Annotated in this window: 23 protein-coding genes; 17 read left to right on the forward strand and 6 right to left on the reverse strand. The window is 43.5% G+C overall.

Annotated elements, in window-relative coordinates; translation table 11 throughout:
- Positions 1–127: 127 nt before the first annotated feature.
- The 3 genes from NL647_RS14685 to coaBC form a co-directional block, all read right to left on the reverse strand.
- Positions 128–1,078 (reverse strand): Kdo(2)-lipid IV(A) acyltransferase, encoded by a 951-nt coding sequence (locus tag NL647_RS14685; protein WP_005449364.1) that lies wholly within the window; start codon positions 1,076–1,078, stop codon positions 128–130.
- 5 nt (positions 1,079–1,083) lie between these two features.
- The gene (gene slmA, locus NL647_RS14690) at positions 1,084–1,674 is read right to left on the reverse strand and encodes a nucleoid occlusion factor SlmA (protein ID WP_005449362.1); all 591 of its coding nucleotides are present in this window, start codon (positions 1,672–1,674) and stop codon (positions 1,084–1,086) included.
- 159 nt (positions 1,675–1,833) lie between these two features.
- Positions 1,834–3,033, reverse strand: coding sequence for a bifunctional phosphopantothenoylcysteine decarboxylase/phosphopantothenate--cysteine ligase CoaBC (coaBC, locus tag NL647_RS14695; RefSeq protein WP_253650344.1), 1,200 nt, complete (start codon positions 3,031–3,033; stop codon positions 1,834–1,836).
- A gap of 207 nt (positions 3,034–3,240) precedes the next feature.
- Between coaBC and NL647_RS14700 the strand changes: the two genes are divergently transcribed.
- From NL647_RS14700 to NL647_RS14740, 9 genes are all read left to right on the forward strand, one after another.
- The gene (locus NL647_RS14700) at positions 3,241–4,914 is read left to right on the forward strand and encodes a methyl-accepting chemotaxis protein (protein ID WP_253650345.1); all 1,674 of its coding nucleotides are present in this window, start codon (positions 3,241–3,243) and stop codon (positions 4,912–4,914) included.
- A gap of 113 nt (positions 4,915–5,027) precedes the next feature.
- Positions 5,028–5,702 (forward strand): DNA repair protein RadC, encoded by a 675-nt coding sequence (gene radC, locus NL647_RS14705; protein ID WP_005449356.1) that lies wholly within the window; start codon positions 5,028–5,030, stop codon positions 5,700–5,702.
- Positions 5,703–6,005: 303 nt separating this feature from the next.
- Complete coding sequence (gene rpmB, locus NL647_RS14710; protein WP_005384783.1) at positions 6,006–6,242, forward strand: 50S ribosomal protein L28; 237 nt, start codon at positions 6,006–6,008, stop codon at positions 6,240–6,242.
- Positions 6,243–6,255: 13 nt separating this feature from the next.
- Positions 6,256–6,426 (forward strand): 50S ribosomal protein L33, encoded by a 171-nt coding sequence (rpmG, locus tag NL647_RS14715; protein ID WP_004410866.1) that lies wholly within the window; start codon positions 6,256–6,258, stop codon positions 6,424–6,426.
- 87 nt (positions 6,427–6,513) lie between these two features.
- The gene (locus tag NL647_RS14720; protein ID WP_017817195.1) at positions 6,514–8,046 is read left to right on the forward strand and encodes a phosphoethanolamine transferase; all 1,533 of its coding nucleotides are present in this window, start codon (positions 6,514–6,516) and stop codon (positions 8,044–8,046) included.
- Positions 8,047–8,115: 69 nt separating this feature from the next.
- Positions 8,116–8,592, forward strand: coding sequence for a hypothetical protein (locus NL647_RS14725; protein ID WP_005449354.1), 477 nt, complete (start codon positions 8,116–8,118; stop codon positions 8,590–8,592).
- A gap of 103 nt (positions 8,593–8,695) precedes the next feature.
- Positions 8,696–9,505: a bifunctional DNA-formamidopyrimidine glycosylase/DNA-(apurinic or apyrimidinic site) lyase gene (gene mutM, locus NL647_RS14730; protein ID WP_017817197.1), complete on the forward strand. Its 810-nt coding sequence runs from the start codon at positions 8,696–8,698 to the stop codon at positions 9,503–9,505.
- 96 nt (positions 9,506–9,601) lie between these two features.
- On the forward strand, positions 9,602–10,084 hold the full coding sequence (coaD, locus tag NL647_RS14735) for a pantetheine-phosphate adenylyltransferase (protein WP_005449352.1): 483 nt from the start codon (positions 9,602–9,604) through the stop codon (positions 10,082–10,084).
- Positions 10,071–11,006, forward strand: a complete 936-nt coding sequence (locus tag NL647_RS14740; RefSeq protein WP_253650346.1) for a glycosyl transferase family 90 — start codon at positions 10,071–10,073, stop codon at positions 11,004–11,006. The genes coaD and NL647_RS14740 overlap by 14 nt, the downstream gene beginning before the upstream one ends.
- Before the next feature lie 48 nt (positions 11,007–11,054).
- Here NL647_RS14740 and NL647_RS14745 read toward each other — a convergent pair whose 3' ends face one another.
- From NL647_RS14745 to NL647_RS14755, 3 genes are read right to left on the reverse strand one after another with little or no spacing between them, the layout of a single operon-like run.
- Positions 11,055–11,843, reverse strand: a complete 789-nt coding sequence (locus NL647_RS14745) for a glycosyltransferase family 2 protein (protein ID WP_005535598.1) — start codon at positions 11,841–11,843, stop codon at positions 11,055–11,057.
- A complete protein-coding gene (locus NL647_RS14750) occupies positions 11,840–12,607 on the reverse strand; it encodes a glycosyltransferase family 2 protein (protein WP_009698950.1) in 768 nt (255 codons plus the stop codon). The genes NL647_RS14745 and NL647_RS14750 overlap by 4 nt, the downstream gene beginning before the upstream one ends.
- A 38-nt stretch (positions 12,608–12,645) precedes the next feature.
- Positions 12,646–13,731, reverse strand: a complete 1,086-nt coding sequence (locus NL647_RS14755; protein WP_029788914.1) for a glycosyltransferase family 9 protein — start codon at positions 13,729–13,731, stop codon at positions 12,646–12,648.
- Between the two features lie 104 nt (positions 13,732–13,835).
- On the opposite strand from NL647_RS14755, the gene NL647_RS14760 reads away from it, so the two are divergent.
- The 8 genes from NL647_RS14760 to NL647_RS14795 all read left to right on the forward strand — a co-directional run bounded on the left by NL647_RS14760 (position 13,836) and on the right by NL647_RS14795 (position 21,458).
- The gene (locus NL647_RS14760; RefSeq protein WP_253650347.1) at positions 13,836–14,240 is read left to right on the forward strand and encodes a diacylglycerol kinase; all 405 of its coding nucleotides are present in this window, start codon (positions 13,836–13,838) and stop codon (positions 14,238–14,240) included.
- Positions 14,241–14,264: 24 nt separating this feature from the next.
- Entirely contained in the window at positions 14,265–14,969 is a 705-nt protein-coding gene (locus NL647_RS14765; RefSeq protein ID WP_050922289.1) for a 3-deoxy-D-manno-octulosonic acid kinase, read from the forward strand.
- Positions 14,970–15,073: 104 nt separating this feature from the next.
- A complete protein-coding gene (locus NL647_RS14770; RefSeq protein WP_005449344.1) occupies positions 15,074–16,264 on the forward strand; it encodes a UDP-N-acetylglucosamine 4,6-dehydratase in 1,191 nt (396 codons plus the stop codon).
- 12 nt (positions 16,265–16,276) lie between these two features.
- A complete protein-coding gene (locus tag NL647_RS14775) occupies positions 16,277–17,428 on the forward strand; it encodes a LegC family aminotransferase (RefSeq protein ID WP_005449342.1) in 1,152 nt (383 codons plus the stop codon).
- Positions 17,429–17,445: 17 nt separating this feature from the next.
- On the forward strand, positions 17,446–18,621 hold the full coding sequence (gene neuC / locus NL647_RS14780) for a UDP-N-acetylglucosamine 2-epimerase (RefSeq protein ID WP_005449340.1): 1,176 nt from the start codon (positions 17,446–17,448) through the stop codon (positions 18,619–18,621).
- A 39-nt stretch (positions 18,622–18,660) separates the two neighbouring features.
- On the forward strand, positions 18,661–19,734 hold the full coding sequence (gene neuB / locus NL647_RS14785) for an N-acetylneuraminate synthase (RefSeq protein ID WP_253650400.1): 1,074 nt from the start codon (positions 18,661–18,663) through the stop codon (positions 19,732–19,734).
- Positions 19,735–19,744: 10 nt separating this feature from the next.
- Positions 19,745–20,380: an acetyltransferase gene (locus NL647_RS14790; RefSeq protein ID WP_188052811.1), complete on the forward strand. Its 636-nt coding sequence runs from the start codon at positions 19,745–19,747 to the stop codon at positions 20,378–20,380.
- 22 nt (positions 20,381–20,402) lie between these two features.
- Positions 20,403–21,458 (forward strand): nucleotidyltransferase family protein, encoded by a 1,056-nt coding sequence (locus NL647_RS14795; protein WP_253650348.1) that lies wholly within the window; start codon positions 20,403–20,405, stop codon positions 21,456–21,458.
- The last annotated feature ends 1 nt before the right edge of the window (position 21,459 follow it).

The raw sequence follows: 21,459 nt of genomic DNA on the forward strand, positions 1-21,459 counted from the left end.
AATGAGATTGTTCATTGGTCATCGTTATTTTCAAGAGGAAGAACGATGAATTGGGAGTCTGGTTTTACCAGAAAGAAAAAGGGGCTGGTGGTTATCCATCAGCCCCTTTTTAATCTGTCGACGTCACCTATTTGTAGCGAATACCTTTCGGCGTGCTTTCGTCAGGCATTGTTTTATAGCGTTTGTGTAGCCACATCCATTGCTCTGGTGCGCGCAGAATCACTTCTTCTACAAAGGTGTTCATATAAGCCGCTGCTGCGACTTCATCCTTTTTCGGATAGTCGGCTTCAATGCACTTATCAGCAATGATTTCATACTTGCCATCTTTATTGCGGAAACCAGAACCCGGAATAATCGAGCACTTAGATGTGTAAGCCAAAATACTAGTGCCAGTTGTGGTGCATGCATCTTCGACCGCAAAGAACGGCACAAATACAGATTTGTTGCGACCGTAATCGTGGTCCGGCAGGTAGAACAAGCGCTCACCGCTGCGTAGAACGCGAATCATCTGTTTAACGTCTTTACGGTCAATCAGTTTGTTGCCGTTATGTGTGCGCCCCCAATACTGGATGAAGTTGTACGCAGGGTTGTCATGTGGACGGAACGCACCGTACCCAGCCACGCCAAGAACCGCAAAAGCGCGTGCTGTGATCTCAAGGTTAAGAGCATGAACACAGCACAGTAGGACACCTTTGCCTTCTGCGGCTTTCTCACGAAGTGCGACTAGGTCTTTCTCAATGATCAGCGTTTTGAAACGCCACGTTGGCCAAAACCAAGTGATGCCCGTTTCAATTAACGCCATACCGGTGTTTTTGAAGTTCTCTTCAACAATATGTTGAATCTCTTCTGCTGGCTTATCTGGAAATGCCAACTCTAGGTTACGCGTTGCAACATGCACACGCTTTTTACCATAGCGCATGCCGATGTGACCAAGCGTACGACCTAACGATAGTAGCATGCGGTATGGAAGAATATTAACTACGATAGCCAAAAAGCCAAAGCCGAGCCAAACGCCCCAGTGGCGAGGGTGGAGAAGGGAAAGAGAAAACTCCGGCTTAGTGAATTTGTCTTTACTCATAATCTCTACTTAATTTGTGCGCTAAGAAGTGCCCAGTACTCGTCAAAGTTTGCCGTTGGTTGGTATTTGAAGTCACTGCGAACAAAGCGGTTCAAGCTACCTTCAACTTGCCCTAGGATCTGAGCGGCTAAAATGCGCTCTTCAACGGGGAAAGATTTACCTTCACGGATCTTACGTTCACGCAGGATTTGACGAAGTTGCGTTTCGATGCGCTCAAACAACTGGTTGATGCGATCGCGTAGGCGCTCATTTTCAAACATTAGAGCATGACCAGAAAGAATGCGTGTCAAACCTGGGTTACGTTCTGAGAATGCCAAGATAAGATGCATAACCAAGCGAATGCGTTCTAGCGTGTCTTTCTCATCATCCAAAATACGGTTGATACGTGTCATGAGTGCTTCTTCAATGAACTCAATCAAGCCTTCAAACATGCGAGCTTTACTTGGGAAGTGACGGTAAAGTGCCGCTTCTGAAACACCGACTTGCTTAGCCAATTTTGCCGTAGTAATGCGTGAAGCGCCTTCTGTAGATTCAAGCATCTGTGCGAGAGCTTGCAAGATTTCTTCACGACGATTGGATTTTTTACTGCCGGCCATTAGTTACTTCCTTTCAAAATACAAAGTTGAGCGGAGGGGATTATAAGACGCTATTTGGCATCAAACTAGACTAGCGAGGGTGTAATGGGAGCTTTAACACCCTCAGTTGTCATGTTTGTACCAAATTTGTGCCAGTTTTCGATGAAAACGAAAGGGTTATTACATTAAATCATGCATCTTTTCTAAGATTTTGAAGCTCAATGCTTCTTTTGATTCCAATGCTAACGCCAGTTCGCCTTGCGACCAGAACAGGGTGATGGCGTTGTCGTTACTGTTAAAGCCTTGACCTTCAACTGATACATCGTTCGCACAAATCATGTCGAGGTTCTTCTTCACCAGTTTGCCACGAGCGTAAGTAGCGACATCGTTGGTTTCGGCTGCGAAGCCAACCGTGAATGGACGTTGCTCAGTCATATTGGCAACGGTCGCTACGATATCAGGGTTTTTCACCATATTGATGGTCATCTGGTCGTTGTTTTCAGTCTTTTTTAACTTTTGAGACGCTACATTTTCTGGGCGGTAATCCGCCACTGCCGCACAGCTAATGAAAGCATCGTGGTTAGGCGCGTGAGCTGTCACAGCAGCATGCATCTCTTGAGCACTCGCAACGTTGATACGCTCAACACCTGCTGGCGTATTCAAGCTTACAGGTCCGCTGATAAGCGTTACTTTGGCTCCCAACTGTGCTGCGGCATTCGCTAATGCAAAGCCCATTTTTCCTGAGCTGTGGTTAGAGATGTATCGCACTGGGTCAATCGCTTCACGAGTCGGACCCGCGGTGATCAGTACTGATTTTCCTGCTAACAGTTTTGGTTGGAAGAACTGTTCACACAAACCGACAAGTTGCATTGGCTCTAGCATTCGACCAGGACCAATGTCACCACATGCTTGTTCACCTGCCGCAGGTCCCCAGATATGCATACCACGGTGTGCCAGTGTTGCGATATTTTCTTGGGTTGCGACGTTACGGTACATCTGCTGATTCATTGCTGGTGAAACAGCGATAGGAGAATCTGTCGCAAGTACTAACGTAGTGAGCAAATCATTGCCCATACCTGCCGACATACGTGCAATCAAATCTGCAGTTGCAGGTGCAAGAAGAACCAAATCTGCCCATTTTGCCAGTTCAATGTGACCCATTGATGCTTCTGCCGCAGGGTCTAACAAGCTGTCCGACACCGGACGCCCAGAGACTGCCTGCATGGTTAAGGGAGTAATGAACTCCTTCGCCGCTTTGGTCATCACTACTTGAACTTGTGCGCCTCTTTCTATTAGGCGACGGGTTAGCTCCGCACATTTATACGCGGCAATACCGCCACTGATGCCGAGTAGAATTTTCTTTCCTGCGAGTGTTTGCATGTGAGATCTCCAATTTTTCTGGCGACGAGTTTAGCACAACTGAATCTCTCACCGCCCACGCAAATCTGATCAGAAGCTAATCCATATCAAACTACCGAATATTAATTGCTGAGCCTTATATAAAACTTTTGCTTACTTCACAGACAATCTCTGTCTGCTCTGCAAGATAGAAAGGGAAAAATAACAATAATGAGGTAGTGGAATAAGATGGTGTTGAAAAGTCGAAGTAAATTGCTGCTGGTGACTCTGATCCCTTTGTTGTTGATCACCACATTGATCTCGGTGGTGTATTACATCAATGGTAGTAATAGCTTAGAAGCGGAATTAGCTCGAGATAGACAAGAGCTGATTGATACACGTAAAAAAGAGCTGCAAGCCTACATGATGATGGGTGTTACAGCGATAAAGCCGCTTTACGATACGGACGTAAACGGCAATAACAAAGAAGCGGCAAAAGAAATTCTCAAAGCGATGCGTTTTGAAAGCGACGGTTATTTCTTTGCTTATGATTCGAAAGGGGTCAACACGCTGCATGCGATTAAGCCATCCCTAGAAGGTAAAAACCTTATCGGCTTGAAAGATGAAAATGGCGTAGCAGTGATTGGCGGACTGATTGATGCATCTAAGAACGGAGATGGTTTCCTTTATTTCTCTTGGCATAAACCAACTATTGATGCGCAAGCTCCAAAATTAGGTTATGCCGAGTACTTGTCTAAGTGGGACTGGGTGCTTGGTACGGGCATCTATATTGATGATATTGATCAGCAAGTGGCGATGCAGCGTGAACTGCGTACACAAGAGTTGAATGAACATACGATCTCAGCGGTAACAATCTCGGTTATCGGGCTCATTATTACTAGCATACTTACCAGCATCATCGTCTCCAAAGGTATTCTTCCGTTGCAACACATTGCCGCTTCTTTACAAGACGTAGCTGCCGGTGGCGGCGACTTGACGGCTCGTCTGAAAATTGAAAGTAAAGATGAAGTCGGTGAGGTGGCATCGGCATTTAATGAGTTTATGGATAAGCTTCATCCGCTAATGCAGGACATTCAGCGCTCTGCCAATACAGTACAAAGCGTCTCTGGACAATTGGATCAGCAAACGTCTCAAGCCAGTGCTCAAATGCAAAACCACTGCCTCGAAACTGATAAGGTGGTAACTGCAGTAACACAAATGAGCATGACGGCAAAAGAGGTCGCAAGTAATACTAATGCTACTGCTCAGGCGATTGACGATGCGAACGAACAAGTGACCGCGGCGCAGCGCGAAGTCGATCAAGCAATTGATGGCATTAGCAAGCTGGTCGATGAAGTGAACAGTACTTCTGATGCGATTGCAGAACTGAGCCAACAAACTGAGCAGATTACTAAGGTGCTCGATGTTATTGGTGAAATTGCCGAGCAGACCAACTTACTCGCATTGAATGCTGCGATTGAAGCTGCACGTGCTGGCGAGCAAGGTCGAGGTTTTGCTGTGGTGGCTGATGAGGTTCGCTCGTTAGCCAGTCGAACGCAAAACAGCACCCATGAAATTGGCGATATGCTCAAGCAACTACAAACTGGTGTTTCGAGAGCGGTGACCACTATGTCGGCTAGCCAAGAGCGCGGCGCGAAGACCGTTGAAGAGTCGTCAATGATTCAGCAATCGCTGTCCGGCGTGCAGCATTCTATCGGAACTATTCGAGATATGGGCATTCAAACCGCTTCTGCGGCTGAAGAGCAAAGTGCTGTTGCTGAAGACATCAACCAGAATCTAGTGGCGATTCAGCAAATCGTGAATCGTATTAATGACACACTTCAGCATGCGGAAGGCATCAGTACTCAGTTGTCACAGTCAGGATCTGAAATTCACGATCTGGTTGGAAATTTCAAGCTTTGATGGATCGCTTGATTACATAGAAAAGCAGTAACTAACGAAAAAAGCGAAAGTCAGGTTCGACTTTCGCTTTTTATTTTGTGCAATAGGCGCTCACTCATCAATCGAGCCGACTAATGACACTGAAAACCTTGCCTAACGAGTCCATGCCAAGAGAAAAATTGCTGCAACGCGGTCCGCAAGCGCTATCGGATGCGGAGTTACTTGCAATTTTCCTACGTACAGGCACGCAAGGCATGAACGTAATAGAGCTTTCTGACTTTCTTATTCAAGACTTTGGATCACTGCGCCAGTTGTTTTCGGCTTCAGAGAAAGAGTTTTGCCAGCATAAAGGGTTAGGGCAAGCCAAGTATGTGCAGTTGCAAGCTGTTTTGGAAATGACACAACGCTATTTAGCCGAGACATTAAAGCGTGGTGATGCGTTAACCAGTCCAGAACAAACCAAACTTTACCTTTCCTCTATATTAAGAGACCGTCAAAGAGAGGCTTTTTACATTCTTTTCTTAGATAACCAGCATCGAGTGATAAAAGATGAGATTTTATTTGAAGGCACACTCGATGCGGCGTCAGTTTATCCAAGAGAAGTGGTCAAACGCGCCTTGCACCATAATGCCGCTGCGTTAATTCTGGCACACAACCATCCATCTGGTGTAGCGGAGCCGAGCCAAGCAGACAGAAGGATTACGCGGCGTTTAGTTGATGCATTAGCACTGGTGGATATTCGGATTTTGGACCATTTCGTTATCGGAGATGGGGAAAGCGTCTCTTTTGCCGAAAGAGGTTGGATATAACTGTGCGTTTTTTAGGTTGTTAGTTGCTAAAAATCTGCTATCATCCTCGCCACTAAATTTTTAACTGAATTCAGCTTGGACTGCTAGAAAAAACCTGCTGTCTAAAAAAAGATCACGAAAACCTGTAAAAAGGATCTGTTCGGGTCTTGAGCAATGCATATCAAGTTAGTATAATGCGCGACCTTTGATAGCCTTGTATGGATTTTCCATAGCGGTTCTTAACCTCTAACTTCTTTCCAAGAAATAGAGAGGTTCGGCCACCAAGGTTGATATCGAGCTGAAACGATTTTGGAGAAGACATTCATGTCACGAGTATGCCAAGTAACTGGTAAGCGTCCAGTAACGGGTAACAACCGTTCACACGCACGAAATGCTACTAAGCGTCGTTTTCTGCCGAACCTACAAACTCATCGTTTCTGGGTAGAGAGCGAAAAACGTTTTGTTAAACTACGCCTATCTGCAAAAGGTATGCGTATCATCGACAAGAAGGGTATTGATACTGTTCTTGCTGATATGCGTGCACGTGGCGAAAACGTTTAAGAGGAAATAGGCAATGGCAAAGAAAGGCGTTCGTGAGAAAATCCGTCTAGTATCTTCAGCAGGTACAGGCCACTTCTACACAACTGATAAGAACAAGCGTAACATGCCAGGCAAATTTGAGATCAAGAAATTTGATCCAGTTGTACGCCAGCACGTTATGTACAAAGAAGCGAAAATCAAATAATTGATTTTGTCTCTTTGACGATTTAAAAAACCCAGCTCTCGAGCTGGGTTTTTTATTATTTGCTGTAGTTATAGGAGTAAAGTAAGTATGCATTTAGGGTTACAAGCCTTGAAGTTTGTTGCATTAATTATCTTAGCTGTGATGTTTAGTGCCGCACTGGGTTATGAAATAAAAGCGGACTGTCTTATCTTAATGTCGATTACGATTGCTTTTCTTAAAGCTCATCGTATTGGTCACTGGGTATATGCCTTGTTAGCTGTGACTGCGACTTTCTATATTCCTGTTTCTTGGAATTATGGTCATCCTAATTTGACCATCATTTCTTCACTGATTGAGACCAACCCTTCAGAAGCGCTTGAGTTCTTTAATGACTTGGAGCTCAAAACGTTGGCAGTCGCGGCACTTTTCGCTGCAGCGTCCTTTTACCTGTTCAAATGGGTACCACAACTTAAAGGTCGTAAAACATCAGTATTCTGTCTGATCTTGTTTTCGTTCTTACTCTTAGATAAGCCTATTCGCACCATTAAAGACCGTAATGTTAATAGCGACTACACGCATGCATTGCTCTCTTACATGCGTTACCCACCAGTTCGATTTATCTTTGATTGGTTTGATTCGTACAACATGTACCATCAATACAATGCAGAGATCATGGCTCAGCGTGAAATCCCAGCCTCTTGGCAAATTACTAAAACACCGAGCGAGGCTAAGAACACCATTTTTGTGATTGGTGAAAGTGTACGAAAAGACTACATGAATGCGTATGGTCTGCCGATGGAAAACACGCCGTTTATGTCGACGGCCAAAGGGCAGCTTTGGACAAACTTTTTGTCCCCAGGTCCGAACACGTTCACTTCGGTAATGCGCTACGTCACAATGAATGATGGTCTTGATATTGAGCTGAATAACAACATCAACACCTTAGCGCAAATGGCTGGTGTGGAAACCTATTGGATTTCTAACCAGGGTCGAATGGGAGAATTCGATACCGGGATCAGTTCAATTGCTAACTATGCTGAGCATGTTTCCTTTACACGCAGCGGTAGCTTTAGAGACTCGAACGTTTATGACAGCACACTGCTGCCAAGCATTCAAAAAGCGCTGTCGAGTGACGATAAATCAAAATTGATTGTGATCCACTTAATTGGCTCACACCCAGGTTTCTGTGATCGTGTGGAAGGTGATGTTGAGTTTGACTTCAATGGCAGCAAGATCTCTTGTTACATTGAGTCGATAAAGCAAACAGACACAATGCTAGAGAAAATTAACCAACTTGCTGGGAAGCAGTCGCTGCCATACAACTTGATTTATGTTTCCGATCACGGACTTGGGCATCGCAATAGTGGTGAAAACTTGCGTCATGATCCATCGGTAAAACAATCTTACGAAGTGCCTTTGTTTGTTATTGGTTCGGACTTCAATGAACGAAAAGTAGTTGATTATCCACGTAATGGCTTCACAATGATCAAAGCAATCTCTGAATTGATGGGTGTCTCCAGTCAGAGGTTGGATGCGTTACCTTCTTTCTTCTCTTCACATGCGGATGTGCCGGAAGTGAATAATGGAGAAGGTAAATTGGTTCCGCTAAGTACGTTAAAAGATGATCCGATTCAATCATAGTTTAATGTAGATTCTCTAAATAGCAGCAGCTTGGTTAAGCTGCTGCTGATTTACGCGATGAGGTGAATTATGTCTAAAAAGGTGCACCGCCGCCGTCGTTGGAACAATATTCTAATCTTAGGCATCATCGTGTTCATGGTGATCCTTAATGCGCCAACTTGGATCAAAACCTACCTTATCGATGAACAAGTGGATCCGTATCCAAACTTGTTGCGCTCCGATCATGATGTCAGTGCCATTTACTATGCTGGTTGGGAATTAGACAAGCAAAATGGACAGTGGCAATCCAACATTAAAGCCAATATCCCCGTACAAGAAATAGTGACTCGCTGGCAATCACTTGAAGGCACAGAACTGAACTCTCAGCAGTATGAACAGTTAAAGCCTCGTCTTTCATCGCCGGAAAGCATCGAAGTCTGGTATCAAGGTTTGGAAGAGCCACAACGTATCACCTTTTACCGCCTTGACGATTTTTGGCTATTTAAAAATTGGCAAGACAAGTGGATCGCGATTTCTGTTGATGGTAACTACATCATGCCTAAGTAAAAGTTGCGTAATAACCTTTCGTTGAAACTGTGTTTGTCATGCTGCTTTTCTATTATGCTAAGCGCTCACTAATGTTGTTTCTGACGCTGTTAAGGAGAGTCAAATGCCTGAATTACCAGAAGTTGAAGTAAGCCGAATGGGTATCAGCCCTCATATGATTGGGCAGACGATCAAGGCATTTGTTTTTCGTACTCCGAAGCTACGTTGGGATATTCCTCAAGAGCTTAAGCTTTTGGAAGGGCAGGTTATTCGTAATATTCGTCGTCGTGCCAAGTACTTATTGATTGATACTGACCAAGGTACAGCGATTGTTCACCTTGGCATGTCTGGATCATTGCGTGTACTCGACGCTGACTTCCCTGCGGCAAAGCACGATCATGTTGACCTTAAACTCACCAATGGCAAAGTGCTACGCTACAACGACCCGCGTCGTTTTGGTGCTTGGCTTTGGAGCGCTCCTAATGAGTCTCACACCGTGTTAGATCATATGGGACCTGAGCCTTTAACCGAGGAGTTCAACGCTGAATATATGGCAGACAAAGCCAAAGGTAAGCGTGTTGCGGTTAAACAGTTCATCATGGACAATAAAGTGGTGGTTGGCGTTGGGAATATCTACGCCAATGAGTCTTTATTTAAAACCCGCATTCACCCAACTCGCCCAGCAGGAAAACTAGCTAAGAAAGAGTGGCGATTACTGGTGGAGAACATCAAAGCTACGTTAGAAATCGCGATTCAGCAAGGTGGAACTACACTTAAAGACTTCGCCCAAGCGGACGGCAAACCTGGTTACTTTGCACAAGAGTTATTAGTTTACGGAAAAGCCGGAGAGCCATGTCCAGAATGCGGTGAAGTGCTCCAAGAGCAGAAAATAGGGCAACGTAATACCTTCTTTTGCAATGTGTGTCAGCAGTAGAAATAAGATCGTCTCCGGTGTATTTCTATCAAGCAGTTGTAATCGCCGACCTTTCCTTCAATAATTCATACAGTTTTGAATAAATCAGTACATCCTATGAAAGTCATTTACCCAGGAACATTTGACCCAGTTACCAATGGTCACTTAAATCTTATCGAGCGCACCCATGAAATGTTCGATGAAGTCGTTATCGGAGTCGCAGCAAGCCCTTCAAAGAATACGATGTTCACATTGGAAGAACGCGTTGCTTTGATGGAAGAGGTCGTGGCGCATTTACCTGGTGTAACAGTGAAAGGCTTTTCTGGGTTACTGGTGGACTTTGCTCGTCAAGAGCAGGCTAAAGTATTGATTCGTGGGTTAAGAACAACGGTCGATTTTGAGTATGAGTTTGGTTTGACCAACATGTATCGCAAGTTATTGCCTGGGATTGAGAGTGTATTTTTGACCCCTGAAGAAGAGTTTGCTTTTTTATCGTCGACCATCGTACGTGAGGTTGCCATCCATGGTGGCAGTATTGAGCAATTTGTTCCTGCGGCAGTGGCTAAGGCTATCGAGAAGAAAGTAAATGAAAGACAGTAAGTTTCCTTATTATTTCTCAAACGCTCTCTCGATGCTGATCCCTCGTTTTGTCTATCGAGAGCAAGCAAAACGTTTACTTTCGACTCTAACGGAAACAGAGAAGCAGTACTGTCTTGAGCGAGTGAATTATTACAACAAGTGTGAACAGTTGTTTTCGGTCGATAGCCGAGAGCAGAGTTACGCTAAGATTGGTGAGTTCAAAAAAACAAAAGGTTGGACTTATTTTTTCGATACGCGCCAAGTTATACGCTATTTCCCATCTGAGTTTACGTTTAACTACATCAATGGTGATGTGACACATATTCCTAATGTGCCGAGCTTTATTAAAAGTCGTCCTATCCATGGTGACAATCAGAATTCTATCGTTTTAAAGCTGAATCAAATTCGTCACTTTAAATTTGTGGATGACGAAATGAGCTACCGAGATAAGAAAGACATGGTGGCGTGGCGAGGCGTCGGTTTTCAGCCTCACCGTCAAACGGTAATTCATGCTTTCTACGATCATCCGCAGTGCAATATTGGTCAGACTCGACCACAAGAAGGACAGCCTTGGGAAAAAGGCTTTATGAGTATTGAGGAGCAGCTTCAATACAAGTTCTTGTTGTGTATTGAAGGCAATGATGTTGCAACCAACCTGAAGTGGGCAATGTCCTCGAACTCATTGGTTATTATGTCGAAGCCTAAGTACGAAACATGGTTTATGGAAGGTAAGCTAGAAGCTGGCATCCACTATGTTGAAGTGAAGGATGATTATTCGGATTTGCCTGAAAAGATGGACTATTACTTAGCGAATGAGCAAGAAGCATTAGCGATCATTGAGAATGCGCACCAATGGGTTGAGCAGTTTAAAGATAAACGTAAAGAGCGTTTGATCTCATTGATGGTTGCCGATAAGTACTTCACCTTATCTCAACAACAATAAAAAAGGGGCGAAACGCCCCTTTCATATTTTTATAAGCTTCTATAGTTTTTACGCTTCTAGAAATTGGTCAACACCGTTTTCGCAACGCTTAAGTTTGTTTTTAATGGTGTTATCTAAGATCTCATCGTTTTGACCCAATGACGCACGAGAGTTTTCTACGTGATATAAGTGGTAACCCACACCGGCAAATTTTAGGTAAAGACGTGACTTGTTTGAGTTAAGCATGCGATGAACAAATTCGCTGTCTTCACGTCCCCAACCGACAAAATCTTGGTTGAAGCCATTCACCTCGATAACATCTTGTCGCCAAAACGCCATATTACAGCCACGAGTCGCCTTATCGTTGTTGCGTTCGTATGAGAACCAGTTCGATAGCAGTGAGTTTGTGATACAGTTCTTGCGATTGCGGATCCCTTTGCTAAATACAGAAGGAACCAATCCGTTTTCCATAATTTCACGGCTGCACGCTTCGTCAGTCAGAACTCGACCACCTTGAACAAACCAATTTGGTTTTGCCACGCGTTTGTGGGACTCAATAAAGGTTTGTGACAATACCATGTCGCCATCGATCATGATCAGGTAATCGCCTGATGCTTTAGCGATTGCACGGTTTCGACTCATAGAAAGCTGGAAGCCATTGTCTTCATGCCAACTGTGTACCAGTGGAACCGGAAAACCTTCACGCATTTGGTCAATCATTGCTTTGGTATCTTCACGAGAACCATCATCTGCCACAATAACTTCATCAGGCAAAACGGTTTGGCGCTTTACACTTTCTAACACGGATTTTAAGGCTTCTTTCCAGTTATAAGTGGTAATAATTAAAGTCGTTTTCATTGTTTTTTCGCCTGTTCGCGTAAGTATAAGTCGATGTATTTAACGAAGGTAGAATGCATGCTTAACCACGCAAGGATGAAGCCATGCTTACCATCAAGAAAACCACGCTTAAGAATGTACATCTTCAAAAAGCTGGCTAATGCATGGATGATTGCCGTGCTGAGACCGGATTTTTTCCTGCCTTCTCGCTCGTCTGTCCAAGCTTTGAGGTAACCTGTGGTTTTGTTGATGTAATGATGGAGGTGTTCGTACGTATAGTGGTGTAATCTGCCATCCAGCTTCTTGATTGCAAAGCCTTTATCTTCGACTTTTTCATGCACTAAAGCATCATTGTAGTGGGTATAACTGGTGCGGTAGAGACGAACGATCCAATCTGGTGACCATCCTGAGTGGTAGATAAACTTACCAAATGCGGCACTCAGACGATTCACTTTGTACAGTGTGTTTGGCTCGTCATTCTCAACGGCTTTTAAAATGCTTTCTTTCAGCTCTGGCGTGACTTGTTCGTCGGCATCCAACCAAAGCACATAATCTGCGGTTACGTATTGCTGAGCAAGTTGGCGCTGTTTGCCAAATCCTGGCCACTCCAAGTTGGTGTAAAACTTGTCGGTATATTGTCTGGCGATTTCTTCAGTGCGATCAGTACTGCCTGAATCAAGAAGGACAATCTCATCAGCCCAATCTTTCACTGTGTCTAGACAAGCTTGTAGGTGCTTCTCTTCATTTTTCACGATTAAGGCAACGGCTAAAGTGGGTTTAGACAAGTTGGTTTCCTTCTTAAACAATCTTATATAGGGGGAGTTTACTGATATTGGGGATACAAATCTTCTACGACTTGATCAAACATAACCATGACACGATCACTCGTGATACGATTCATCGCTTTTTCATCTTTTGCTCGCGTTCGCCAGCTTAGCTCTTGGCTGGTTTTTCCAGTCTCTGCAAAAATGGTCTCTTCATACACTGAAACGGCGTATTTCAAATAGTTATAAGGACCAACACGGACAGGGTTATGGTGAGCATACAAGCCAATAATTGGGGTTTGCATCGCGCTTGCCATATGAGCAGGACCAGTATCTGGTGCAATCACCATCTCAACCTTATCAATCAGTGCCAGCATTTGCATGATGGAGCTTTCGCCAACTAAGTTTAAGCAAGGCTCTGTAAGTAAAGATTGAATGCGCTCAGCTAAGTCGACCTCTACTTTCGCTGGGCTACCCGCTAAGATGACATTCCAGCCTTTCTCTCGAGCATGGTTGATAACATCCACATAACCTTCTGCGTTCCAGTTCTTATAAGCTTTGCTTGCCCCCGGGACCAACAATAGATTCGGTTTATCAGCTTGGCGCTGAGTTTTCGAGACCTTAGTTTCTGAAATCTTAGTTTCTGCCCAGAGAGCATCTTGCTCTGAGTACGACAATGACCAAGTAAGTTCTGACTGAGGCACACCAATTTGATGGGCAAACGCCATTAAACCATCCGCAACATGCAAAGAGCTTGGTGAAGGAACTTTGACATTGGTGAACAAAGTTTGAAAGTCTTGGCTACGGTCAGAAGAGAACCCAAGTTTGTACTTCGCTTTAATACCTAACGTCGCCACGCTCGCTCGAATGGCATATTGCATATGAAGCAAAGCATCGAACTTGCGTCCTTTGAGCTGCTTCCACAATGACTTATAACCATCAAGACCTGCTTTTTTATCAAAAACAATCACTTCAACACCATCTATCGCTTGCAGCAATTGAGCTTCAAGCTTGCCAGTAATCCAAGTGATATGGGTATCAGGCCATTGTTTTTGAATCGCTTGAACCGTCGCGATGGTATTACAAACGTCGCCGATGGCGGATAAACGCAATATACAGAGTGAAGAAGGGGCAGAAGTGAACATAGTTATTGTCTGATAAGATAAATAGATGCAGGTAAATTATGCAGACATCCCCAATAAATGTAAAATACACCGCTTCTATAATGAGTACTGACGAGCCCCTCTTAATGTCAAAGACAAAACAACACCAATCATTGAACTCAGGTAAACCTGGAAACACGGGTTTGACGCGCGTCATCAAAGCGGCTGGATATTCTGTAAAAGGGCTGAAAGCAGCGTTTAAACATGAAGCAGCCATCAGGCAAGAATTAGCCATGCTGGTACTTGCGATTGCATTGGTGTATGTATTTGATTTAAGTGTTGTAGAGCGCATTCTCATGTTAGGCGTTGTAGTGTTAGTGTTTATCGTTGAACTGATTAACTCTGCCATTGAAGCCGTTGTTGATAGAATTGGTGTCGAGCATCATGAACTGAGTGGGCGAGCAAAAGACATTGGTTCAGCTGCAGTGATGGTTGCGCTATTTTTTGCTGGCTTTACATGGCTGTATATTCTTATCAGCCACTACTTTTAATAAAACCTAACGGCAACTTTCGACATGACTCAGAGTTATCAACAAGGCAATAGCATGGTGTGGTTTGATGATGAAATCATCACTGACCCAAGCCAAGCGTTGTTTGACGCCCAATATTGGCAAGAGCAAGATAAAGTGGTGGGCAGCGCATCTGGACGTGGAACCACATGGTTTGTTCAACTTGATACCATGCAAGCTGCTTTGCGTCATTACCGCCGTGGTGGTTTATTTGGCAAGTTGGTTGAAGATCACTATTGGTTTACTGGATGGGAGCAGACTCGTAGCCTACAAGAGTTTAACCTACTCAGAGTGCTGATTGAGTCAGGTGTGAATGTCCCTCGACCGATTGCTGCGCGCGCAGTTAAAACTGGCTTAACTTACCAAGCGGATCTTTTGAGCGAAAGAATTCCCAATGCCAAAGACTTGGTCAGTATTTTGCAAGAAAACCCATTACCGGAAGCGATGTACCAGAAGGTAGGGCAAGAAATTGCCAAGATGCACAACGTCAACGTGAACCATACCGATCTGAACATTCACAACATCTTAATTGATGAGCAAGAAAAGGTATGGATCATCGATTTTGATAAATGCTCTCAGCAACCGGATGGTGATTGGAAGCAAGGCAACTTAGAGCGTTTGAAGCGCTCGTTTCTGAAAGAGCTGAACAAACGTCAAATACATTGGCAAGAAAGCGACTTCGCTGTGCTTACTGAGCATTATCTTGTTTAGCCATCAAATAATATGAGTCTAGAAGCTCTATAATCAAATACTAGTGAGTTATTGTTCTATCTTGTTTGGTTTAAAATTCTGAAGTTTAAAAAGAACGCATACAAATGAATACTATTTTACCTCTCATCGGTCGCACTGACGCCCTGTTTACACAAGATATCGCTCAGCATGAAGTTGAGTTATCTCGTATTGTTTCTGAATCTAGCTTTCTTGTGCTTGGCGGCGCAGGATCAATTGGTCAAGCCGTGACTAAAGAGATCTTCAAACGCAATCCTAAGAAATTGCATGTTGTGGATATTAGTGAAAACAACATGGTGGAACTTGTTCGAGATATCCGCAGTTCATTCGGTTACATCGATGGCGACTTCCAAACATTTGCTCTAGATATCGGCTCTCTAGAATACGATGCATTCATAAAGGCTGATGGTAAGTTTGATTACATACTGAACTTATCTGCGCTTAAGCATGTTAGAAGTGAAAAAGACCCTTACACATTGATGCGTATGATCGATGTGAATGTGTTCAACACGGACAAAACTATTCAGCAGTCTATTGATGCTGGCGCGAAGAAGTACTTTTGTGTTTCTACAGATAAAGCTGCAAACCCAGTCAATATGATGGGGGCATCCAAGCGTATTATGGAAATGTTCCTGATGCGCAAAAGTGAGCAAATGGCAATCTCAACGGCGCGATTTGCGAATGTTGCATTCTCTGATGGCTCGTTGCTGCATGGGTTTAACCAGCGTATTCAAAAACGTCAGCCTATCGTTGCTCCCAATGACATCAAGCGTTACTTTGTTACTCCGCAAGAGTCGGGTGAGTTATGTTTGATGTCTTGTATCTTTGGAGAGAATCGTGACATTTTCTTCCCTAAATTGAGTGAAGCTCTGCACCTTATCTCGTTTGCAGATATTGCCGTGAAATACCTAGAGCAGCTTGGCTACGAACCTCACTTATGTGAAACAGAAGAAGAAGCTCGCCAGCTTGCACATACGCTCCCAGAGCAAGGTAAGTGGCCATGTTTGTTTACTGCAAGTGATACAACGGGTGAAAAAGACTTCGAAGAGTTTTTTACAGATAAAGAAGAGCTGGATATGTCTCGATTCGAAAATCTGGGCATCATCAAAAATGAACCTCTTTATGAGCAAGATCTGCTTACTTTGTTTGAAAACAGCATCTCTGAGATGAAAGGTGAGCGAGCTTGGACTAAAGAGCAGATTGTGAAACTGTTCTTTACCATGATCCCTGATTTTGGGCACAAAGAAACGGGTAAATACCTCGATAGCAAGATGTAAGTGGAGTATTCAATGAAAGCGACAACTATTGTTGAATTTGTGAGAGATACTTACAAAACAGACGAATTTATTCCCTTACATGCACCAACGTTTGATGGCAACGAAAAAGCGTACGTAATGGAAACGATTGAAAGTACATTTGTTTCTAGCGTCGGTAAGTTTGTTGATGATTTTGAGAGAAAAATTGAAGCTTACACTGGTACGGCTAAAGCTGTAGCGACAGTGAATGGAACAGCAGCATTGCATGCGGCATTGTACATGGCTGATGTTCAAAGAGGCGATCTGGTCATCACGCAAGCACTGACGTTCGTTGCTACCTGTAATGCTCTTTATCATATGGGAGCTGAGCCGGTTTTTGTTGATGTTTCCCCGGTGAGTTTAGGGTTGTGCCCTAAGGCTGTGGATGCATTTTTAGAAGAGAATGCTGAAGTCACAGACGTGGGATGTATCCATAAAAAAACAGGTAGAAGAATCAAAGCCGTTGTACCAATGCACACGTTTGGTCACCCTGTAGAGCTTGATGAGCTGGTTGCCGTTTGCTTGAAATGGAACATCACGTTGGTTGAAGATGCCGCAGAAAGTCTAGGCTCGTTCTATAAGGGCAAACATACCGGTACTATTGGTGATTTTGGTGCTGTCAGCTTCAATGGTAATAAGATCATCACCACAGGTGGTGGTGGCATGGTGTTATGTAAGACTCAAGAATTAGGTGCACGTACTAAGCATGTCACGACGACAGCAAAAGTTCCTCATCCTTATGAGTTTTTCCATGATGAACCTGGCTTTAACTACCGTATGCCTAACCTGAATGCTGCACTGGGATGTGCACAGATGGAAGTTATCCAGCAGTATTTGAAGCAAAAGAGATTGCTTGCAGAAGGCTATAAAAACTTCTTCAAAGGTACAGATTTTAACTTTGTCACTGAGCCAGAGTATGCGAAGTCAAACTACTGGTTAAATGCAATTGTCTGTCCGGATAAAGAAAGTCGCGAAGAGGTGCTAGCTTGCACAAATGGCTCTGGTGTGATGACTCGACCTATTTGGCAGCTCATGCACAGATTACCTATGTTTGAGAATGCAATACGTGGTGACTTAACTTACTCAGAGTTTATTGAGGCGCACGTAATCAATCTTCCAAGTACCCCAGTGGAAATCAAAAGCTAAGTAGGTTCAATACATACATGACGCAGACAGATAAAAAGGTTGCAGTCTTTACTGGTACAAGAGCAGAGTATGGTCTGCTCTTTTGGCTTTTAAAGGACATACAAAGCGATCCAGATCTAACACTTCAATTGCTTGTTTCTGGCATGCACCTATCACCGGAGTTTGGTGAAACCTATAAACAAATTGAAAAAGATGGCTTCAGCATCGATGAGAAAATAGAGATTTTGCTATCTTCTGATTCCGCGGTAGGTACTGCGAAAAGTATGGGGTTAGGAGTTTTAGGTTTTGCTGATGCATTGTCGCGATTAGCACCAGATGTTCTTGTTATTCTTGGGGACCGCTTTGAAGCGCTTGCTGCAGCGCAAACTGCCATGATACTTCGTATTCCAATTGTTCATCTTCATGGTGGAGAGATAACGGAAGGTGCTTACGATGATGCGATTCGTCATGCTATTACAAAGTTGAGTTACCTGCATGGTACGTCGACAGAAGAGTATCGTCAGCGAGTTATCCAGTTAGGAGAATCTCCTGAGCGCGTTAAAAATATTGGGGCTATTGGGCTTGATCATCTAAAAAGAGCTTCTTTTATGGATACGCAGGAATTAAGTGAATCTCTTAATTTCTCAATTGATAAGCCTTACTTTCTTGTCACATATCATCCAGTGACCTTAGGTGAAGAAGCTCCTGAAGAAAGTTTTCAAGCGCTACTCGATGCTTTAGATACGTTTCCCGACCATCAAGTAATTTTGACGTATCCCAATGCGGATGATGGTGGGCGACGAATTATCCCAATGCTTGAAGAATATGCTAGAAGTAACCCTGAGCGTGTATTAGCAATACCATCGTTAGGGCAGGTACGTTATCTAAGTGCAGTCAAACATGCTGCTGCCGTTATCGGCAACTCATCTAGTGGTATTATAGAAGTGCCAGCCTTTGATGTTCCTACAGTGAATATAGGTTCTAGACAAAAAGGGCGTTTGGCTGCAAAAAGTGTTCTAAACGCAGCTGCTACAAAAGAATCTATCAGTAACGCGGTTAGCCTTGCTGTGAGCAGAAAGTATAAAGCTGAAAATGAGAATATTGCTAACCCCTACGGGCAGGGGGATAGTAGCAAGCAAGTCATAGAGATGATTAAAGGCTTGCAGTTTGAACGTAGCAAAGCGTTCTATGACCTTACATTCGATAATGTATAATTTCCTTGTAAACCAAGAATGAAAACAGAAAGAGACTCTATGACCTTAATAATTGCTGAAGCCGGTGTTAACCATAACGGGAATGAGAAGCTCGCCTTTGAGTTAGTGGAAGCTGCTCATAAAGCTGGCGCTGACATTGTTAAATTCCAAACATTTAAAGCTAAAAATCTGGTCACAGAATCAGCCAAACAAGCTGACTACCAAATGGTGAATACTCAAAAGCAAGAATCTCAATTGGCTATGTTAAGCCGATTGGAGTTGTCTTATGAGGTGCACCACCAACTAGTTGACCACTGCAGTAAGCTTGGTATTGAGTTTCTTTCGACTGCTTTTGACTCTGAAAGCTTGGATTTTTTGGTAAACGATCTCGGGCTTAAGCGATTAAAGATACCTTCTGGCGAAATCACAAATGCTCCTCTTGTTCTAGAACATGCTCGCACAGGTTGCGATTTGATTGTATCAACTGGCATGGCAACTCTAGCAGAAGTTGAAAGTGTACTTGGAGTAATTGCGTTTGGTTATACAGCAAAAGCAGATGACCTGCCGAACGAGCAAGCGTTTCAACAAGCTTATGCTTCGGATGCTGGACAGGCTGCGTTAAAGAGTAAAGTTACCATATTGCATTGTACAACAGAGTACCCCGCTCCTATGGATGAAATAAACTTAAGAGCAATGGACACCTTACATCAAGCGTTTGAATTGCCTGCAGGCTATTCTGACCATAGTGAAGGTATTACCATTCCGATTGCTGCAGTTGCTCGTGGTGCAATGTTAATCGAAAAACACTTTACTCTTGATAAAAATATGGAAGGACCGGATCACAAAGCGTCTTTAGAGCCGCACGAGCTTGCCTCAATGGTACAAGGTATTCGACAAGTAGAGAAAGCGCTAGGGAATAGGGTGAAAACTCCCACAATATCAGAGATAAAAAACAAATCCGTAGCCCGTAAAAGCTTAGTGGCAGCTAAGGTCATTGTTTCTGGTGAGACCTTTAGTGTTGAAAACTTGGCGATTAAGCGCCCAGGAACAGGTATGTCACCTTACAAGATGTGGGATTTAATCGGGCAAACAGCGACTAAAGATTACGATGCTGGAGAACTAATAGTTGAGTAGTGAAGTGTTAATGCCGCTGGTTATGATTGGCGGTGGTGGTCATGCAAGTGTGCTCGTTGATTTGCTCCGCCATCAAAACAGAACCATTCTCGCAGTGATTAGTCCAGATGATACCTCTACTAGACCTGCTTTTGACGGTATTCCGCGACTATCAAATGATGAAGATATCAGTCAATTTTCGCCGGATGATGTTCGCTTAGTCAATGGTATCGGAATGATGCCCAAATCGCCGTTAAGAAAAAAAGTAAATCAACGCTTTCTGGATCTTGGTTACCAATTTGAAACAGTGATCTCGGAGCAAGCGTTGGTTTCAAAACACGCGCATCTCCAGGATGGTGCTCAGGTATTAAAGGGCGCAATCGTGCAATGCGGTGCTGTTATCGGCGAACATTCAATAATTAACACTGGGGCTTTGATTGAGCATGATACCGTAATTGGAGAGCACAATCATATTGCCCCTAGAGCTGTTCTATGCGGCGGTATTGTTACTCAAAGTGATGTTTACGTTGGTGCTAATGCCACTGTCATCCAAAATCTTAAGCTGGCGCAAAACGTCGTTGTTGGTGCTGGTGCTATAGTCACGTGTCATTTGGGTGCTCATCAAGTTTGCTATCCGAGCAGAGCGACCATCATAAACTCGAAATAATATAGAAATACAAAGGTTACTCATGAGTAATTGTTGGAAAAATGTACTAGTCAAGCCAGCGTGTACTTTATTAGATGCGTTGGAGATTATTAACGATGAAGCCTTACGAGTTGTATTGGTTGTTGATGAAAGTGATGCACTACTTGGTGTAGTGACTGATGGTGATATTCGGCGTGGATTACTACGTAATTTGCCTCTAACCGCAGACATAGCGCAAGTTATGAATACGACACCGTACACTGCTGCAATAGAAACTCCACGTGATGAGCTCATTGCTATCATGGAAAGCAATGATATTTTGTCTATTCCACTATTAGACAATGGCAAGGTCGTTGGGTTAGAGACCTTACATCATGCTTTAAGTACTCCTGTGTATGAGAACCCTGTATTTATCATGGCTGGTGGTTTCGGAACTCGCTTGCGTCCTTTGACGGATCACTGCCCAAAACCAATGTTGAAGATTGGTGATAAACCTATTTTAGAAACAGTTATTCGAAACTTTATCAAAGCAGGCTTTATTAACTTCTATATCTCAACCCATTACATGCCAGAACTTATTCAACAGCATTTTGGTGATGGTTCAAGTTTAGGTGTAAAGATCACTTATGTACATGAGCAATCTCCGCTTGGTACTGGAGGTGCTTTAGGACTTTTACCTAAAGACCTTCCTAAAGATTTGCCTTTAATTATGATGAATGGTGATGTTTTAACGAAGGTAGATTTTCAACGGTTACTGGAATTTCACACTGAGCATGATGCGGACGCAACTATGTGCGTGCGAGAATATGACTACCAGATCCCTTATGGCGTGATTAATGGAGAAGGGAACCGGATTACAAGTATGGTCGAGAAACCGATCCAACGCTTTTTTGTTAATGCGGGAATTTACGTGGTTTCACCAGTTGTCATCCAATCCGTTCCTGAAAACCATCATATTGATATGCCGACATTGCTCGAGCAGCATATGAATAAGCGCAAAAACGTTTTAATGTTTCCAATTCATGAATACTGGCTGGATATTGGTCGTATGGATGACTTTAATCGAGCTCAAACTGATATTTATACTCTAGGGTTGTAAA

Origin of the sequence: Vibrio sp. Y29_XK_CS5 (genome assembly GCF_024181835.1) — a bacterium.
GTDB lineage: Bacteria > Pseudomonadota > Gammaproteobacteria > Enterobacterales > Vibrionaceae > Vibrio > Vibrio harveyi.

Bases quoted from the DNA above. Each gene is read 5' to 3' on its own strand.
- NL647_RS14760 (WP_253650347.1), top strand. From the start codon at position 13,836: ATGTCAAAGACAAAACAACACCAATCATTGAACTCAGGTAAACCTGGA.
- NL647_RS14770 (WP_005449344.1), top strand. From the start codon at position 15,074: ATGAATACTATTTTACCTCTCATCGGTCGCACTGACGCCCTGTTTACA.
- slmA (WP_005449362.1), bottom strand. From the start codon at position 1,674: ATGGCCGGCAGTAAAAAATCCAATCGTCGTGAAGAAATCTTGCAAGCT.
- NL647_RS14725 (WP_005449354.1), top strand. From the start codon at position 8,116: ATGTCTAAAAAGGTGCACCGCCGCCGTCGTTGGAACAATATTCTAATC.
- NL647_RS14795 (WP_253650348.1), top strand. From the start codon at position 20,403: ATGAGTAATTGTTGGAAAAATGTACTAGTCAAGCCAGCGTGTACTTTA.
- radC (WP_005449356.1), top strand. From the start codon at position 5,028: ATGACACTGAAAACCTTGCCTAACGAGTCCATGCCAAGAGAAAAATTG.
- NL647_RS14765 (WP_050922289.1), top strand. From the start codon at position 14,265: ATGACTCAGAGTTATCAACAAGGCAATAGCATGGTGTGGTTTGATGAT.
- NL647_RS14775 (WP_005449342.1), top strand. From the start codon at position 16,277: ATGAAAGCGACAACTATTGTTGAATTTGTGAGAGATACTTACAAAACA.
- NL647_RS14745 (WP_005535598.1), bottom strand. From the start codon at position 11,843: ATGAAAACGACTTTAATTATTACCACTTATAACTGGAAAGAAGCCTTA.
- mutM (WP_017817197.1), top strand. From the start codon at position 8,696: ATGCCTGAATTACCAGAAGTTGAAGTAAGCCGAATGGGTATCAGCCCT.
- neuB (WP_253650400.1), top strand. From the start codon at position 18,661: ATGACCTTAATAATTGCTGAAGCCGGTGTTAACCATAACGGGAATGAG.
- NL647_RS14740 (WP_253650346.1), top strand. From the start codon at position 10,071: ATGAAAGACAGTAAGTTTCCTTATTATTTCTCAAACGCTCTCTCGATG.
- rpmG (WP_004410866.1), top strand. From the start codon at position 6,256: ATGGCAAAGAAAGGCGTTCGTGAGAAAATCCGTCTAGTATCTTCAGCA.
- NL647_RS14720 (WP_017817195.1), top strand. From the start codon at position 6,514: ATGCATTTAGGGTTACAAGCCTTGAAGTTTGTTGCATTAATTATCTTA.
- NL647_RS14755 (WP_029788914.1), bottom strand. From the start codon at position 13,731: ATGTTCACTTCTGCCCCTTCTTCACTCTGTATATTGCGTTTATCCGCC.
- coaD (WP_005449352.1), top strand. From the start codon at position 9,602: ATGAAAGTCATTTACCCAGGAACATTTGACCCAGTTACCAATGGTCAC.
- NL647_RS14790 (WP_188052811.1), top strand. From the start codon at position 19,745: ATGCCGCTGGTTATGATTGGCGGTGGTGGTCATGCAAGTGTGCTCGTT.
- NL647_RS14685 (WP_005449364.1), bottom strand. From the start codon at position 1,078: ATGAGTAAAGACAAATTCACTAAGCCGGAGTTTTCTCTTTCCCTTCTC.
- rpmB (WP_005384783.1), top strand. From the start codon at position 6,006: ATGTCACGAGTATGCCAAGTAACTGGTAAGCGTCCAGTAACGGGTAAC.
- NL647_RS14700 (WP_253650345.1), top strand. From the start codon at position 3,241: ATGGTGTTGAAAAGTCGAAGTAAATTGCTGCTGGTGACTCTGATCCCT.
- neuC (WP_005449340.1), top strand. From the start codon at position 17,446: ATGACGCAGACAGATAAAAAGGTTGCAGTCTTTACTGGTACAAGAGCA.
- coaBC (WP_253650344.1), bottom strand. From the start codon at position 3,033: ATGCAAACACTCGCAGGAAAGAAAATTCTACTCGGCATCAGTGGCGGT.